This window comes from Nostoc sp. UHCC 0251, assembly GCF_034932245.1.
GTDB lineage: Bacteria > Cyanobacteriota > Cyanobacteriia > Cyanobacteriales > Nostocaceae > Nostoc.
Window position 1 is genome coordinate 1 of record NZ_JAYGHD010000374.1, and the last position, 16510, is coordinate 16510.

General features: G+C 40.5%; 15 protein-coding genes and 1 pseudogene. 1 reads left to right on the top strand and 15 read right to left on the bottom strand.

Annotated features, from left to right (window positions below; all coding sequences use genetic code 11):
- Window positions 1–56: 56 nt before the first annotated feature.
- From VB740_RS31540 to VB740_RS31550, 3 genes and pseudogenes are all read right to left on the bottom strand, one after another.
- Window positions 57–1904, bottom strand: a pseudogene (locus tag VB740_RS31540) (ATP-binding protein); the annotation flags it as partial.
- Window positions 1905–2515: 611 nt separating this feature from the next.
- Entirely contained in the window at window positions 2516–4738 is a 2223-nt protein-coding gene (locus VB740_RS31545) for a hypothetical protein (protein WP_323203766.1), read from the bottom strand.
- A gap of 561 nt (window positions 4739–5299) precedes the next feature.
- Window positions 5300–6484 carry a hypothetical protein gene (locus VB740_RS31550; RefSeq protein ID WP_323203767.1) on the bottom strand — a complete coding sequence of 395 codons (1185 nt, stop codon included), beginning with the start codon at window positions 6482–6484 and terminating at the stop codon, window positions 5300–5302.
- A gap of 522 nt (window positions 6485–7006) precedes the next feature.
- Here VB740_RS31550 and VB740_RS31555 point away from each other — a divergent pair.
- The gene (locus VB740_RS31555; protein ID WP_104899266.1) at window positions 7007–7459 is read left to right on the top strand and encodes a helix-turn-helix domain-containing protein; all 453 of its coding nucleotides are present in this window, start codon (window positions 7007–7009) and stop codon (window positions 7457–7459) included.
- An 85-nt stretch (window positions 7460–7544) separates the two neighbouring features.
- Here VB740_RS31555 and VB740_RS31560 read toward each other — a convergent pair whose 3' ends face one another.
- The 12 genes from VB740_RS31560 to VB740_RS31615 form a co-directional block, all read right to left on the bottom strand.
- A complete protein-coding gene (locus VB740_RS31560; RefSeq protein ID WP_323203768.1) occupies window positions 7545–7745 on the bottom strand; it encodes a hypothetical protein in 201 nt (66 codons plus the stop codon).
- Window positions 7705–9066, bottom strand: coding sequence for an RNA-guided endonuclease InsQ/TnpB family protein (locus VB740_RS31565; protein WP_185587502.1), 1362 nt, complete (start codon window positions 9064–9066; stop codon window positions 7705–7707). Before VB740_RS31565 ends, VB740_RS31560 begins: the two co-directional genes overlap by 41 nt.
- Before the next feature lie 226 nt (window positions 9067–9292).
- Entirely contained in the window at window positions 9293–9781 is a 489-nt protein-coding gene (locus VB740_RS31570) for an ATP-binding protein (RefSeq protein ID WP_323203770.1), read from the bottom strand.
- Window positions 9782–9806: 25 nt separating this feature from the next.
- A complete protein-coding gene (locus VB740_RS31575; protein WP_323203771.1) occupies window positions 9807–10265 on the bottom strand; it encodes a hypothetical protein in 459 nt (152 codons plus the stop codon).
- Window positions 10255–12438 (bottom strand): DNA translocase FtsK, encoded by a 2184-nt coding sequence (locus VB740_RS31580; RefSeq protein WP_323203772.1) that lies wholly within the window; start codon window positions 12436–12438, stop codon window positions 10255–10257. Before VB740_RS31580 ends, VB740_RS31575 begins: the two co-directional genes overlap by 11 nt.
- Before the next feature lie 6 nt (window positions 12439–12444).
- The gene (locus VB740_RS31585; RefSeq protein ID WP_323203773.1) at window positions 12445–13272 is read right to left on the bottom strand and encodes a lysozyme; all 828 of its coding nucleotides are present in this window, start codon (window positions 13270–13272) and stop codon (window positions 12445–12447) included.
- Window positions 13273–13297: 25 nt separating this feature from the next.
- Window positions 13298–13948, bottom strand: a complete 651-nt coding sequence (locus VB740_RS31590; protein ID WP_323203774.1) for a M23 family metallopeptidase — start codon at window positions 13946–13948, stop codon at window positions 13298–13300.
- 4 nt (window positions 13949–13952) lie between these two features.
- Entirely contained in the window at window positions 13953–14294 is a 342-nt protein-coding gene (locus VB740_RS31595; protein ID WP_323203775.1) for a hypothetical protein, read from the bottom strand.
- On the bottom strand, window positions 14294–14785 hold the full coding sequence (locus VB740_RS31600; RefSeq protein WP_323203776.1) for a hypothetical protein: 492 nt from the start codon (window positions 14783–14785) through the stop codon (window positions 14294–14296). Before VB740_RS31600 ends, VB740_RS31595 begins: the two co-directional genes overlap by 1 nt.
- A 22-nt stretch (window positions 14786–14807) precedes the next feature.
- Window positions 14808–15377 (bottom strand): hypothetical protein, encoded by a 570-nt coding sequence (locus tag VB740_RS31605; protein ID WP_323203777.1) that lies wholly within the window; start codon window positions 15375–15377, stop codon window positions 14808–14810.
- Window positions 15378–15381: 4 nt separating this feature from the next.
- On the bottom strand, window positions 15382–16224 hold the full coding sequence (locus VB740_RS31610; protein ID WP_323203778.1) for a phage terminase large subunit family protein: 843 nt from the start codon (window positions 16222–16224) through the stop codon (window positions 15382–15384).
- A 10-nt stretch (window positions 16225–16234) separates the two neighbouring features.
- A complete protein-coding gene (locus tag VB740_RS31615) occupies window positions 16235–16453 on the bottom strand; it encodes a hypothetical protein (RefSeq protein ID WP_011316696.1) in 219 nt (72 codons plus the stop codon).
- Between the last annotated feature and the right edge of the window lie 57 nt (window positions 16454–16510).

Sequence of the window (16510 nt, forward strand, 5' to 3'; positions counted from 1 at the left end):
AAAAACAAAGGCAATAGTGACTATGTTGCAATTTAAATGCCGATTAGCTTATCAGCTATGTTCCACTGCCAGCTTAAGTATTGTGCATCAAAGCTCAATAAATTTTCGCTATACAGCATTCTCAAAAATTCATTGACAAAAAAAGGATTGCCTTCAGTTTTACGCAACACCAACTCAGCTAATGGACGAACTGTGTCTGTATTTTGATGTAGCGTCTCGGCAATTAACTGACTCAACGGCAAGAGCGTTAATGGTGTAAGGATAATTTCCTGAAGCACTGCCCCTTTTTTTCGCAGTTTCTCTAGCATTAATGCTAATGGATGTGTTGGATTTACTTCATTATCTCGATAAGCTCCAATTAAAAATAGTGATTGGGCTTGCTCATCCAGCAGCATCAACTCAATTAAATTTAGTGTTGCTGAGTCTATCCATTGCAAATCATCTAAAAATATCACCAGGGGATGTGATTCTGAACAAAACACCCGCACGAACTGCCCAAAGATTCGATGAAAGCGATTTTGAGCTTCAGTTGCTCCAATTTCTGGTACAGGCGGCTGCTTGCCAACAATCAATTCAACTTCCGGGATCACATCAATGATGATTTGTCCGTTGTTTCCTAAAGCTGTAAGTAAGAGTGATCGCCACTGTTGCACTTTGTCGTCTGGCTCACTGAGCAATTGCTGCATCAATTTTTGCAGAGCATCTGCGATCGCGCTGTAGGGAATATTGCGCTGAAATTGATCGAATTTACCAGAGATAAAATAGCCGCGCTTTTGGGTAATTGGTTTATAGATTTCTTGCACTAACGCAGATTTCCCAATGCCAGCATAGCCAGATACCAACATCATTTCGACTTGGAATTTTGGTTCGCCTCTTTGCTCGCTTTGTGAAGTTGTTTCTGAATTGTTTGGTAAAGAAGCAACGCGATTTGACTCCGGACACGCTACGCGAACAAACGCCGCCAGTAACATTGCAACTTCCTTGTCCCGTCCATACAGTTTTTGGGGAATTTGAAACTGACCCGAAACGTCTTGAAGCGACAGTTGAATGCTAGAGATTTGACCGATTTCTGCTAATTGTTCAACACAGATTTCTAAATCTGCTTTGATACCCCAAGCACTCTGATATCGATCCTCGGCATTCTTCGCCATCAATTTCAAAATGATATCTGCAATCGCTTTAGGAATTGCTGCATTCAATTCCTGTGGTGGTACGGGTGACTTTGCAATATGGCAATGGACTAGTTCAAGAATGTCTGTTGTGGGAAACGGCAACTGTCCAGTCAGCAGTTCGTAGAACGTCACACCAAGGGAGTAAAAATCGGTGCGGTAATCCAGTAAACGGTTCATCCGCCCGGTTTGCTCTGGAGATAGATATGCAAGTGTCCCTTCTAAAACATGAGGACTTTTGAAAGTCGGATTCGTGCGATTAAATTGGGTGGCAATCCCAAAGTCAATAATTTTGACAACGCCAGTATCCAGATTCAGGACTATGTTTCCAGGGTTGATATCTTTATGAATGATATTGGCTGTATGGATTTTACCTAGAATGTCGCAAACAGCGATCGCAAGACTTAAAAATTGGCATAAGGGCATGGAGCAAAACATGTCTGGGCGCTTGTGCATCCATTGCTCTAGGGACTCTCCCCCAAAATCTTCTAAGAGAATCACCAGAGTGCGTTGATAGTCTTGCTGGCTGTATGCCTTCACTACTCCTTCCACTGTGAGGGAACGGATAATTTTATATTCCTGTCTGTAGCGGGTCAGTTCTTGAGGTGAGGGATAATCAAGCTTTAGCATTTTTACAATTATCCCTACTCCATCGTCTCTGATGCCGCGATAAACTAGAGAATTAGAACTCTCGTATATTTTGTCTTGAATGACAATACCAGGTAGAGTAATCATAGAAGCAACTCTTGAGAGGATAATCTGGCAATACCTCAAACTATACAGTAATTGACAACGAAACTACAGGGGTTTCAGCCGCTGCAATTCGCACATAAAGTGAAATCGACTGTGAAGCAGTACCATGAGAATTATTTTGGCTCGTATCGCTATCTGTTGCGGCGTGTTTTGCCGGTTTATCAACTTTTACAGTTGCTCACGCTCTTCATCACTTAAATTTAATATTTTAGGAGCTAATCTAGCCACACCTTGATTCCTCCATCTCTCCCTACCAAACGGCTTTTATCCTGATTATTTATTCTCCCACCAATATGGTCTGTTTATTTCCGCCGACCTGTACTAGGGACATTCACCATCGCCATAGTCACTAAATTGCTGTTATCACAACTACACGAATTCGTATTAAAAGAAATAAGTACATATCGAAGAATGTCAAAATAACTGGGAGAAACTACTCAGACTTGATAAATCGGTTGTAATAGAATTAAATGGCGGATATTTCTGTTTTCAAAATTCTGTTAATACAGAATACATTCCATTGCGGCAAACTGTTTTCAATCCCATGTACCCGTATAGGCATCCAAATCACTCTCACCTGTGAAATTCAGCCATCACGTCTCACCTTCTTGAAACACCAACTCCAACGAAAATGGTAGGCATCCAGGATTGACAGCCGCCCACTCATTGGCTTCTGCAATTAGAGTTTTGTTACCTGAATCGAGATAAAATTGCATTTTGGCACTCTGCTCCAGTCTTTCCCGTTCCTTGCCCCCAATTAAGCATCGTGCAATCAGGCAGTACTCTCTAGCTACACGTTTGGCGTAAGATGCTGCTTGGAGTCGCAACTTAGTCAGATTCTTCAGTTCTGACAAAGCGAGAGTTGCTGCTGAATCGCCTGAAGATGTACTTTGCTCGCTAACTTCGGCTTTTTGTAACGCTTCAGGCAGCACAATTGCAGGTGTAGATGCAGTAGGTGGAATACTGACAGAATTGATTAATAAGTTTTTATTATTGTAATTTTCAACCGTACTCGGGTTAGAAAGATATTTAAAATTCTTATCTGAAGTACTTTCATTAAGATTTTCAGCTAATTCTATAATATTTGAAGAAACTAATGAATTATCAGAATTATTGACACCTGAAGTTAAAGACAGATCCTTTGGTTGCAATAAATTCAATTCTTCGGAATTCTTAATTTCCTCAGATTCATCTTGTACCTGTAGTACAAATAATTCTCGTTCAGACTTAGCAACTTCTTCAAAACCTCCGGTTGCCAACTGCCCTGTAGGGGCATTGGCAACCGGAGGTAAGCATTTACAAAAGACCTTCATATAGTAAAAATGACCGTCATTTTGCTTTTGGTAAGGATTTTCAGCACTTTGTTTTGCAAATGAGTTTTTAAAAATATCAAATTGCCCGTCATTGCTTGATTGATAAGGGTTTGAGCTATTTTCTACCCACGGATCTAAGATGTAGCGTGTAGGATGCCACAAATGCAAGTGCTTTTGTAGTGTCTCTTGTGAGATAGTTTTGTGAAAGCGGCATTTGTACTCAGTACGTATCGCTTTCGCTCGTTCAGTAGCCCCTGCTGGTAAGCCTCTATCCCACTCTATTGCTCTTACTACTATCTGGATGCGTCGTTGGGCTTGTTGACTGCTTTCCCAGTTCATCTGCTGGCGACGGTCAAATGGGATTACATTGTCTTTGCGTTTATGGATGCTTCCAATCCCTGCTATGGCTTCTGCAAATGTGTTGGCGAATGTACCTAACAACCTTTCGGGATAGCTAATGTAGGCGCTGTACCATTTGTTGCGAATTGTGGATTCTACCCAATGCCGCACTCTAGCTTCGATTTCGTGTTGGTGTCGGCAATATTGGCTGTAGCCTGGGGCGTTAATTGCGGTAGTAAGGCAAAATTCGACTAATTTATCACTCTCTAAGTCTAAAAAGACGATTCCGTACCCTACAAAGATTTGTAGGAGGGTGTTTGTTTGTCCTTTTCCTGTCCAGCCTGTGCTGATGATTTCTTCCCAGTTGGCACGCCACTGTACAACGTCAGCAGATTCTTGCTTGCGATATCTCTCCCGTGAAATTTGTTTTTTGGCTTTGTTCGCTACCCGTTTTAGTTTGGTTAAATCTTGCCGGCTGGCCGCGCGATCGCAATAGTCGAGGAAGATAGAAACTGAGTCACTAATTGGTTGCAGGTCGTCATTAAGTAAAAATGACCCGCTACCTGGTTGCATGGGGCAACGGATGGCTTTGTAGTTGGTTATTTGTTTGGCACTATATGGTTTGGTGTTGGGGAAGATTTCTAGGTGTCCTTGGCGGAGGATAAAGCTTGCGTTTCTTAAGGTAATCTCTAGGGCGCAGGCTAGGGGAAAGGTGGGTAGGGGGGATGCGAAGCTTAGGATTAGGTGATAACCGCCACTAAAGCTGGACTGGAGGATGATGATATCGACTATGCCGATGTCCTCTAGCACCGCTTTGATGCGATTTATGGATTCAATGTTATGGTAGTCGCCTTCTAGGTCTAAATCGATTGTGGCGTAACGTGTTGTGTCGTTAAAGCGCAGACCTACTAGTTTCGACTTGTCTTGGTGCAGGTTCCACAGTTGGGAGGGTTGGAGATAATAATCGATAGTGCGCCATGCTGGTTTTACACCTTGTGCTTGATTTGGGGCAATTATCGCCCCAAATGGATGCCAAAAGCGCTCTACGTAGCGTTTACCCACGGATTCTGCGGGCAGGTGGGGTTTGATTTTCTTTTTTGAAGGCTGTGAAAGACTTAATTGGGGCTTGTTATCAAAATCTGCCCCGAAATTTTCTTGGAACATGAGTGACTGTCCTGATGATTTTTGTGCATCAGGTAGCCTCGCTGTTGGTCAAAATGTGTTAGCCTAAATTTGAAATTTTATTTTGAATTAAGCGGTTGGTTATCCGCTTGTTGGAGGCGACTGGTAATCGTCTCGTGGTTGAAAGCAAACAAAGCTTTATACTTGTTTAGGCTTAGACATACGTAGGCTTAGACTGGCATTTAGTCCAACACGCTTCACCAACAACAATGCGACTACCCAACTTTTTTTTGGTAATTATTTAAATGAGGCAGTTCGAGCGAAGTTGTCACTAAATCGACAAAAGAGTTTTGGGATAACAATGCAAAGCTAGTAACACCCACAAGTGTCACCCCGCATTGGCTCTTATTAGTACAACTGGTGAAGATGAAATTGCTCATACTCCACCACCGAGTTAAAAAACAAAAAACAGTCAAATATCTTGATACGAGTTCAGCACCCACAATAGTGAACTCGTATTGCAATTAGTATTGAGATGCTAATCTAGTAAGTAATGTTAAATTGTGGGATAAATTCTCTGCTAGATTAACTGCTTACAGCTACCTATGCAGCACAAATCTTATCCTTTTTTCTATTTGTAGAAACTTCCATTGCTTTCATTTGGGTCTTATAATCTTCCCAAGTTTTTTCAAATACGTCAGACTCATACATCCGCAACAAAACCTCCTCTTTATCAGTTAAATTAGGAAGTTTCAACAACTCCGCCAAAGACACTTGAACTGGGAAAACATCACTAAACTTTTGCATTAAGTGAAATATTCTCTTCCTCTGTGATGCAGATGGTTCATCCTGCAATTCTGCATCAATTTGTCGCGGACGGAGATTCACAATTTCTAGGCTCATATTCACTAAATTCCTCAATCCAAACACAACAAACTCATTAGTTATAGCAATAACCCGTCCCACAATTTCCAACTCGGGCCGCAGTCTCTTTTTGAATTGATATACTTGGTCAAGCTGGAAACGCCGAAACGGATTGCGCTCACCATTTCGCATCCAAGCAATACCATCGCCTATACTACCTATCTCATCTGCTTCCAGAAGGTCTATTACCTGGTAACAGATATCTTGATTGCAAACAAATTTGTACGCTGCATCAATACTTCGGTTAAATTCCATCTCTAGTGCAACAACTGCCTTAAATTTTTCCATTTCTCGTAATTGAGAAATTAACTCAAAAACTTTCTTACCCTTGTGATAACTGCCAACACTTATATTTAGATTCTCCGAAACCTCCCGAATCACGGGTTTACCCTTCTTTAATTGAGACTTACTCTCATTTATCGAATGATTCAAATTTGAACACTTCGATTCATTCAAACGACGAGCACTCTCCCTTTGTCTTTCTTTCGCTTGTGGACGAAGTACGCTCTCCCAGTACTGCCCCTCGTGAAATTTCTGGTAATGAGTCTTCCCGCCTTCGCGATGAAGATTAAAGTCAAGCACTAGTTTCAAATCTTCTTCAGGCGAATCAGACTCGACAAATTCCACTTTCACAGAGGAAATTAAGAGCTTGCGAGCTATCTGCAAGCGACACTTACCTGCCAAGACTACATTGACACCAGTACGTGCAGATACCTTTAAAGATTCAAGAATCCCTTTTTCCGAGATACTTTTTTCCAAAGCTGGACGTTCCTCATTCTCACCATATATTTCTATCAGCTTCGGATGAACAACCAACTCAGCAGGCGAAATATATACAATTGCCGGATTCTGCACAAGAGACATATTTATACTCCGGTTCACAAATTGTCACTCAAAAGATAATTTCAAGAAGTTAAAATCCCGACATTCAAGCAGGAAAAGCTTATACAGCAAGATTTGCAGCACTTCTATCCCTTGGGAAAAGTGATTATTTTAAAAAATAATTAATTCTTGTAAATACCAAAGATTACCTACCAGAAAATTCTCTTTGAGAGATTTTCTCGCGCAGTAACTATTATTCTCAACCCATTGACAACTAATACGACTGAAGAGATATTTAAGGCACCAATATTGAGACAAAAAGCATCTATCCGAAGAAAGATTTGTAAAACTGTGTAAACTCATGATATGATGGCTCTAGATAACTAAATTGACAAAACAAAATTCCGTCCTGTTCTAGTAACAGGTGGGCTTGTTTTTTTCTCAAAGCCCTGTTTGCACCAGGGCTTTGAGTGAATCTTTAGGAAAAATGGACTCTACAAAAAAAGTATATCAGCCTTCATTCCATTTGGCAAAATTGTACAGTAAAGAGGGGTAAATTTTTAGATGCCTCGTCTTCAGATACTAAATTCTATTGAAAAACAAGCACTAGAACACATAGCAGCAACCAGCAGCGATGAAGTTAGCAAAAGAGCGAAAATTTTGCTAGGGCTAAACGAAGGCAAAAAATATGTAGCCTTAGCCCAAGAGATTGGCGTAACCGAAAACTCAATAGCAAAGTGGAAGAAAAGATGGACATCAAGTACCATCTTGTCAGAAACCCAGGAGTCGGCGATCGCAAAAGCTAATGAGGTGCTAGGTGTCAACGTAGGTAGACCTAAGAAGTGCAAAAGTACAGAGGCAAGCAAAATTGTCGAAATCAGCCAATGGAGCAAGAACCGGAAACCTAGTCGTTCAAAGCACCATTACCATACGCAAGTAGCTGAGGAAGCTACTCGGAGGGGATTACCGACATTATCGCCAAGAAGTATAGGACGCATCTTGGAAGCCCAAACTTAATAGAAGTAATTATCAAGCAAGCACCATCCTATATCAAGGAAGTAGTTTTGAAATCCCAATTTTTACCGAGGCTTTTCATCAAACTCTAAGCAAGCATTTCCACAAACTCGACTACTTGAGCGGAAGTCACTTGTTGTGCGATCAGAAAGTCAACGAGTCCATCGAGTTTTTTACGGTTGTAGACGGTAGAATAGCCTTGAATCTGGCGTTCCTTGCAGAACTGTCGCAGCTTCCGCGCACGTGAACTACCTAAACTCCCACAAGGGTGAGTGTAGGCTTCTGGCATTCCTGATAACTACCAGAACTTCCTTCGAGGTACTATTAGTAGTAGATTCAGTTACTACAGGATTCCCTCTACGGCATTTTATCGTGGGAAACAGTCCCAGTCCCACGCGCTTTATGTTGAGTGCGGCATTGATATCCCTATCAACAAGTAGCGATTCCTTCTCATCCCAATACTCTCTGATTCCGCAATCAATAAATACAAATTCATCACGGTACGAGAGCAATTGAGATGTATAGGCAGGTTTAACTGCTATAGTCCTAGCCCCAGTTTTTGAAACTATGTATTCTAGGATTGTGAAAAAGTTACCAAAAGCAGCATCTAGCCACGATTTATTCAATCCACTCTTTGCTGATTGCCCATTTGGAAGATATTTACCATCTTCATCTTGTTTGGCTTTGTTGCGCTTTGATAAAGCTTTGAGATTTAAATTTTCGTGTACAAAAACCTTGTTACCTGTTCTCACCAGAGCGTGAGCAGTTTTAAAAGCATGGTCTTTTCTTGCTCTGGCAATACGTTGATGTTCTCGTGCCTCTCTTTTAGCTAGTTTGCGCCTTGCTTTACTCCCTTTTATTTTTGCAAACTTACGACGTGATACTTTCGCCAACCGCTTTTCAGATTTCCTGAAAGATTTTAGTGCAGGTAATTTAGTACTTTCTGAAGTTGCCAGATAATCATCTTCCTGAAGTACTGCATCTATTCCTAATGTGTTGTCCCAAGTTGGCACAATTTCATCAAGAGTAAAAGCAGGAACACTTGGATCTTCTAGGCAAATAGCAATATACCAACCATCGGCTTTTTTAGTTAAAAGTGCATTCTTAAATACAAATCCATCAGGTAGTGGACGGTGTAAACGCACTTTTATCCAACCTTTCAGTTTTGAAAATGACAAAAATAACCAACGTTTTTCAACACGCTCAATAGTTATAGCTTGCCTCTCAACTTTCATTGTTTGGTAACGAGCAGCACTTTTAAAGCGTGGTTTACCACTACGATTACCATTGCTATCGCCTTTGATAAAACGATAAAAAGCCAAATCTACACGCTTGGAGACATCTTGCAGTGTTTGGGAAGGCACACGAGTAAAATCTAATAATTCCCCAGAATGCACAACTTTTATTAAATCCTCTTTGAGAATTGGAAGTTGTTTTTTCTGAGAATAAAAATCAGGATTGTCTCTTAACTCTGGCAATGAACATATTAATGGACAAGTATTAATGTAATTACGATTGTTTTCCCACCAATCAAACCTATCTCTTAGTTGTTTGTTGTACCAGTATCGACAAACTCGCAACCAATAATTAATCTCTAATTTTTGATTCATATTTAGATAAGCGCGATACTGGTAATTTAGCAGCAATTATTTTACCCCAAATAATGTTATGTTACATTACGATAGAATACAACAACAATATAACTATAAAAAATATTTTAATATCCGATACAAGAAAAAAATTAAGAAGCCATAAGAGTATGACATCCACTTTGATAACACAAAAATATACCCAGAGTAAAATATCAGCAAAAAATAATATCAAGGAATCACATATCTACTGTTTAAAAGTCCAAGTATTAGTTTCGTTCAATTCCAATTTTCCAAAATAGTTAGCAAAACATGAAAAATGGAAATATTCTAGCGGCATACGAGATATTAACAGTAAAGAAAAATTTTCTAGTTGAGCTAACTGTTGTAATCGGAATAAGTCGTGGCTAAAAGTATTGCTAACAAAATGCAATCTATCAAAATTATCTATCACCAGCAGCCTATTATAACCATCAGATAATTTGCTTATGATATTTTGCCAATCCTGCTGGTAGTAAAAGCTGAAGCTAATAGGAATAACGTTGAATAGATGATCCACACTAAAAGGATATTCAAGATTGAGGTAAACAGACTCTAAGTTAATATCCTTGAGTAAACAGTTTTTAACAGTAAGAGTCTTACCAATATTTTGTTTGCCCCATAGGTTAATATTTTTACCTGCATTTATCTGATCGATTAACTGACAGTAGTCTTTATAACGTAACATTATCGTCATCCTTTAAATCCAATATATCCATAAATTAAATTGACACTAAATATGTGATTTTTTGACTATGCTTTTCTAAGCTGTTTCGGGAAAATTGGTTAGACACAATAAAATTATCTAACAGGAAATCAGGTGATTGTGAAAGTCTCAACAGCACACCATCATCACCACTACTGCGATGATAATAATGAACTACAGGTGATTGGATAACTGTCAAGTTATCGTTACGGATTGCTTGTCCTGTAACCAGACCATCCATGATAAATTTGGCGGCAGCAGCTACGTTATCGCTATCTCGTCCAAAATTTTTGACATACCAATGAAATTCAATCCAAACTGCACCATCTAAACAAAATCCACATTCTCTAACAAATTCACCAATTAAGTTTGTCCAGTACTTCTTAAGTCCAGCGCTGGCTTGCCAACCTGACCGTGCCTGGTTAATAATTTCGTTCATACAAGGGGGTAAAGGCATGGTCAGTTCAAATATCATCTTCACCGCCACCTTTCAAGCTATTTAAAAAATCCTCAACAACGTTTCTAAATTTCTTGTACGATCTACCATCTTGACGGGATAAATTGAATACCGCTTTGACAATTTCATCAAGTTGATAACCCTTTTGATGCAAATTCAAAATTGAGTTTCTTGCTTCCTCGTCAAGCTGTACCTTAAAGTTAAAACTGCCCTCAAAATCAGTTTTGGACTGTTTAGTTTTAGTAACAGCAGTAGTTTTAGATTTACCTATGTCCTTACTATTGCGCTCGCCGTACAAACTAGCGACAAATTCATCAAAGTCTAACCCAGACTGCCAAGCTGTGTAGGGGTCGTTTTGATTTTTAGCTTCTAGGAGTAATTGCTGGAAGTATTCAGGGTCTTCATCGTCAGCTACATAAAGCGCCTGGAGTCGCAGCACTTCAGTCGTTTTGTACAAGAAATCTCCGTATCCCAGTAAATAAACTGCACGTTTGTCTTTATCGTCTCCAAGGATAATACAACTGTCTTCAGGGCGAGTCGTAACAAAGGCTGTCTTGGCTGGAAAGTTTGAGCGAATCAACGGATCAATCACGTTTTTATCAGGACGTTGCGTGTACAACAGTACATGAATTCCTGCACCACCCGCTTTTGCAAGCAACTTCATCAACGCAGTCTCAATGCGATCGCAGTACTTATCATCGGAAAGTAGATCAAAACACTCGTCAATCAGACAAATCACTCGCGGCATGACAAAATCAGGTGCAAACCGCAGGTTGTACTGTGCGATCGTTTCAATACTGTTGTGGCGCTCAAATTCTTGGTAACGCAATTCCATTTCTTCTACCAAGTAATCAAGCAAGTTAGCGGTAGACTCTGCATCACGCGCAACTGGGGCAACAAGATGGGGTAGCCCATCAAATTTACCAAAGGTCACGCGCTTAACATCCGAAAGCGCTAATCGAACGACGGAAGGTGGATACTGCCGCACTAAATATAAGATTGCTGCTTTCTCAAATTGTGACTTCCCACCCCGCGTCCGCCCACCACCCAGGATATGGGTTACGTTGTCGCTATAAAGTGGAATTTCAACATAGGTGCCATCTACATCAACACCACCAGGAATAGATACAGAATGAATGTCAGGTTCACTGTCAAAAGTAAAATGATCGCGGAAATAAGCAAATTGTCTATCTAATCGGGGTATGTCAAATACAACTCCTCCAGGCACTACACTCACCATTGGTGCAAATTTCAAGCCTAACTCTTCACCAAGCTGCTGCACTAAGTCATTACCGATGTCTTCTACTTTCTTGTAACTAACACCTCGTCCTAATTTTACCTTAATGCGGTTGAATGTTGGCCCCGTTTTAGCTTCAACATATTTGGCATTAATACTAAATTCTTCTAAGGTATTAACTAATAGTTTTCCTGCCTGTACCATAGTTAAATTTTGTGAAGTAGCAATCTCATTTGCACCACTATTTATATCTAAATATTTAGGCTCTTTTAAAAGAATTGAACCATCACCTGTCAGTTTTAAATCTAATGGCTTACCTGTGGCACGCGCAACAAGCACTGCCGTTCGGCAGCAATAGTTTTTAATGAAGTTATCTCTAGATTTATTAGCTAAATCAGTAAAATAGCTAGTTTCTTTATTGCTCAAAAATAAATTATAAAGATTCTCCTGAACTACTTTATAACCAATCTGCTTGAGATAAATATTTTTGATTGCTTCAATATATTCAAATAAACATTCAATGGGTGATAGATTAACTATCCCAATCATTTTTTGATATACGTTATTTTGCTCCCACTGCGATGGCATCCGATTGATATGAATATATTCAAGTGCGTAACGTACAAACTCGTACTGGTTTAAAGTACAGTGTTCTGCACATATTGATAATATTTCTTCATCGTTTGTACCTGCAATTACTGATTCGTATATTAACTGAAATAAAAATTCTAAATTAAATTCTATAACAGGACGTGATAATTTTGCTCTAAAATCAATCTGTTGTAGAATAGTTTCAGCATAAGAGACCATTGGGGAAGGTAAAGTCTCCCGTACATTATCTATAATCTCTTCATTGCCAAAACCATCTTGTTTTGCCTGCACAATTGCAGTCAAAAGCTGTTGTTTTTGAAATTCGATATTACCATTAGTGTCATTGTATGGTAATAATATCACTGATTTTTACCTCCTATAAATTTCAAACTTTTGTAATTGCTGCTGATAGTAAATTCTTAGTTTATCGATTGATTTAGCATTTTGGTTGTAATTATTACAAGGAAACGAAGCCCATACCCTACCTACTTTACATACAGCAGTATCAAACTTTCCTGCTTCAACATCACTTAAGGCATTATTACGACGAATATATTCAATTGCCATCTTGTCCTGAGAAGCTGGGCTAAAATCCTTTAAGTTTAACTTTGGCTGAAGGTCATACCAACTTTTATCCAACATTTGATAAGCACCAGCCGCAGTTGAACAAATATTTTTGCCATTAATAGGAGCGCACTGTTTCTTTAACGGGTGTGTAGAAAAATTATTAAAAGTTCCGTTAAATACTAACTTGCGATAACTTTCTGTCTCACTAGTTCCTGTTTCTGCCCAACGAATTGTCGCTAAAAAAGCACTCAACCGTGGAGAATCAGGATGTGGTGAGTAAGAACCTGTACTAACTCTTCCTCTTAAACTATTTAATGATACTGAAGAAACACCAGTACTTTGAGAAATTGAAAAATAAATGCCCAAAGTAATTAAGGAAGCAGTTGACAGATGAATGGGTTGAAACTGGGATATAAATTGACGGCGAGGACTCAAAATCAATCCTACTAAACCACCAACAAGAAACCCAAATTTCCAACTATCAAGTGCCTTACCAAAGCTACGTACCTGACAAATAGTATCCGCACCCTTTGATACCAATCCACATGGCAGTGAAGCCACTCCATAGGAAAATGCAACAGAGCAGGCTGCACCAACTACACCTGATATAAAAATCGGTACAATTTGCATTTCTCTTGCCAATAGTTAAATAACTTCAACGATTAGCTAAATATTCTTGTAAATAAGGGCGGGGGTTCTGTGTTACACCATTAACGTGAACTTCAAAATGCAAATGCGGCCCCGTTGAAAAGCCCGTACTACCTACTGCTGCAATCATCTGCCCACGCACAACTTGTTGTCCTTGCTGTACATACAGCTGACTGGCATGACCGTACAGAGTAGATAAACTTCCCTGATGCTGAATAACAGCCGCTTTGCCATAACCACCCTTGTCGCCTGCAAAAACTACTCGACCAGCATCAATCGCATAAATTGGCGTACCCTTGGCTGCACCAAAATCAATCCCAGTATGAAACTTGTGTTTGCCCGTAATGGGGTGTGTTCGCCAACCAAACTCTGAGGTAACAGAAGTACCAGCAGCAGTTGGAAAGGCAATTCGACCATTATTTAAAACCTGATTACTACGAATAGTTTTTGGTAGTATTAGACCTTGGAGAGATTTAACTAACAGTTGAGATTCAATCCACCCAGAAACTTGGGGAATGACCATAGCTGCAATTAAAACTGAGGTTGCGATCGCATATCTCCAATTTGTACTCGAACTAGTATCGACCGTCTCATCCAAACTAGTTACAGTCGAATTACTAACCTCCTTACCACCGTCAGTTTCAAAGATTATTCGCATTGCCTCAACGCCTTTTCGCATTAGCAGGAGCAACCTGCCAACAACCAATCCTTGCAGTACTCAATACTTCCTCAAAATCATTCCTAGCCACACGGCAATCAGGAGAATTTAGGCCATCCCCAGATGTTGCAGGTTCCCTTACTTGAGGAGAATAGTGTTTAGGAACAGGAGTAGAAGATATATTCACGCCAGGTGCAGCAGTGGGTACAACAGCCGTCGATGAAAACTGAAGCTTTTGTACCAATGCCACAGCATTACGCCAGTTATAAAACTGCAAATATCCCGGTTGTAAAATATCTGCAATCCATACCAGCAGTACGAACCCAAAAATTGCCTTTACCGTCATTATTCCAATTGCTTAACCACAGGCAGGGCAAAAGAGGGAACTTCCTTGGGTACAACTTCAATCTTCTTCCCAGACGCATACCCCGGCCCGGTGTAACTGCCATTTAGGAAAAAATTCAACAGCATTATCAACAGCCACACTCCCACACCAGCTACACCCACAGGAGATTTAATTACATCAGATAAAAAATATACTGGATACCAGCCAAATCTCCAGGGGTTTTGTGGGTGCAGCCGATGTGCTTTCCAAGTCTCAATGTAGGGAATTTCTATCTGAGGAACCCTCGGCTTATAGGCAGTAGGTGCATTGATATACCTAACTTCTACTGGCTGAGTCTCATAAGTAGTCATGGGAGAAATGTTAGGTTGCTGATTTACCATTCCTCCTTGTTGCTGTACCTGCTGCAACATATTTTGCAAACGGTTTGCAGGCACAATTGCTCCACCTTCAGAATAATCAACATCAAAGTTGCGGCGCTGATTTCTGCTCATAATATGACCTCAAATTAAGTAACTAGCTGGCGGGTTTATCATTTACCTGGGAGTTAGTATCTTCCCAGAAATCTTCATCCTGAAGTTGGGTGTAAAACTCTTCTGGAGATAACATTCCAAGTTGGTTTTGCACTCCATCTTCAACAAATTGGCTACTATGTACTCGCCCTAACCCAGAAACACTAGAACGAGGAGAAAATTGGACTACATTCTTAGCAGAGAACTCGCTATTTAATCTCATCCCAGAAGAAGGTGATACCGGGGGCATTAAAGAAGGTTGAATATCAGTATCAGAAACACCAACATGAAGTTGTTGATTGCCGGGATTAGGCAAGTTATCAGACACTTCATCTCTTTCTTCAACTGCATTGTTATAGTCAGAAATTCCCCAGCCCAAAAAACAAGCAAATCCAGCCAGAAATATAACTGCACTCATCCAATGCACTCCTGAATTGGGAGATGGCATCATCTCAACTGTCGTGCGAGTTGAACCTTCAAGGGTAGTACGAATAGGGGTACGTTTGACTGCCGCTACAACGTTGAGCGAACATAAAGCTATGCAAATTATCGCAGCAGCAAACTTGACATACATGACATCACCCCCTCGATTTATTAACAGGCTTTCTATTAGGAACTGGCTGAGGTAATTGCTTCTTCATTTGTTGAATATACATCCGCCTTTGCTCCTCCCGTTGGTGTATTCTCTCGCGGATGTCTGCCACCTGTGCCATCTGCTCTACTGGATCTAAATACCCCCGCGCTCGTAACAGCTGCGCCTGTGCAAGAGAATATGGTTCTTGAGCATTCTTAATCTGAATTAGCATTTGATTCAGATCAACCGATGGTTGAGATTCCAAGTTTTGAGCGTAATCAATTGCCTCTAATTTACCCAAAATCAAAACAGCAGCCGCCCCAGTTGGTATCTTCTCCTCAACTTTCGTACCATCGGTTTTGCGGTACCCCCAGTAAAAACTATTATTTCCAGAAGCCGCTTCTAGTAAAACATCCAGTGAGTTGAATTTAACTATCTCCAGTGCCGGCATATAGTGAAGGCGGTAAAACCCAGATTTATCATTAGCCTGCATCCTAGATATTTCACTCCGCAATTGCTGTCCCCACAATGCCGCCGCCAACTGTCGCCAGCCTGTAAGAGTAGGCGCACCCTCTACTGAGGAGTAACTGGAAAGATGGTCTATATTGTAGTCAGTACGGGAAAGCTTTTCTAAGTACACTTCCCGAATTTGGGAAACTTGCGCCTTTACCTGCTGTACCTCCGATATTTGATTACCTGGAACTTGTTGCTTCCATCCAACCATCAATGCAACCGCCCCAATAACAGACAGCGCACTAACAGTTGAACAAACCGTCCACAGGGTAACATTTACCTTTTTCTTTCTGCGACTTGGCTGTTTATTTCGCACAGGTGTAGGAGTAAACATAATTTACCCCTCATGTATTATCAACAACCAACTGCAACTGAGGGCGCTTGTTTAACTCGCGTGCGATCGCAATTCCCGCACCACCGACAACTATCCCGGTTAGTAGCAACAGAGGATGCAAGGCAAGGGTCGCCCCCACTCCCAATAATTGTCCCACCATCCCAGAAACACCCAGGTTCATCAATAAACCGCCTGCCGTGTTAACCAAAAAGTCAAATGCTGCACTCATACGGGAGCAATGCGATTTTGTGAGGTGAGTAAGCAGGGGAGGCAGAGGAGGCAGAGG

What these genes read in the sequence shown, in the direction of transcription:
- VB740_RS31615 (WP_011316696.1), bottom strand. Translation starts at nt 16,453, where the DNA reads ATGAGTGCAGCATTTGACTTTTTGGTTAACACGGCAGGCGGTTTATTG.
- VB740_RS31595 (WP_323203775.1), bottom strand. Translation starts at nt 14,294, where the DNA reads ATGACGGTAAAGGCAATTTTTGGGTTCGTACTGCTGGTATGGATTGCA.
- VB740_RS31565 (WP_185587502.1), bottom strand. Translation starts at nt 9,066, where the DNA reads ATGAATCAAAAATTAGAGATTAATTATTGGTTGCGAGTTTGTCGATAC.
- VB740_RS31570 (WP_323203770.1), bottom strand. Translation starts at nt 9,781, where the DNA reads ATGACGATAATGTTACGTTATAAAGACTACTGTCAGTTAATCGATCAG.
- VB740_RS31605 (WP_323203777.1), bottom strand. Translation starts at nt 15,377, where the DNA reads ATGTATGTCAAGTTTGCTGCTGCGATAATTTGCATAGCTTTATGTTCG.
- VB740_RS31550 (WP_323203767.1), bottom strand. Translation starts at nt 6,484, where the DNA reads ATGTCTCTTGTGCAGAATCCGGCAATTGTATATATTTCGCCTGCTGAG.
- VB740_RS31545 (WP_323203766.1), bottom strand. Translation starts at nt 4,738, where the DNA reads ATGTTCCAAGAAAATTTCGGGGCAGATTTTGATAACAAGCCCCAATTA.
- VB740_RS31610 (WP_323203778.1), bottom strand. Translation starts at nt 16,224, where the DNA reads ATGTTTACTCCTACACCTGTGCGAAATAAACAGCCAAGTCGCAGAAAG.
- VB740_RS31560 (WP_323203768.1), bottom strand. Translation starts at nt 7,745, where the DNA reads ATGCCAGAAGCCTACACTCACCCTTGTGGGAGTTTAGGTAGTTCACGT.
- VB740_RS31585 (WP_323203773.1), bottom strand. Translation starts at nt 13,272, where the DNA reads ATGCAAATTGTACCGATTTTTATATCAGGTGTAGTTGGTGCAGCCTGC.
- VB740_RS31600 (WP_323203776.1), bottom strand. Translation starts at nt 14,785, where the DNA reads ATGAGCAGAAATCAGCGCCGCAACTTTGATGTTGATTATTCTGAAGGT.
- VB740_RS31575 (WP_323203771.1), bottom strand. Translation starts at nt 10,265, where the DNA reads ATGATATTTGAACTGACCATGCCTTTACCCCCTTGTATGAACGAAATT.
- VB740_RS31555 (WP_104899266.1), top strand. Translation starts at nt 7,007, where the DNA reads ATGCCTCGTCTTCAGATACTAAATTCTATTGAAAAACAAGCACTAGAA.
- VB740_RS31590 (WP_323203774.1), bottom strand. Translation starts at nt 13,948, where the DNA reads ATGCGAATAATCTTTGAAACTGACGGTGGTAAGGAGGTTAGTAATTCG.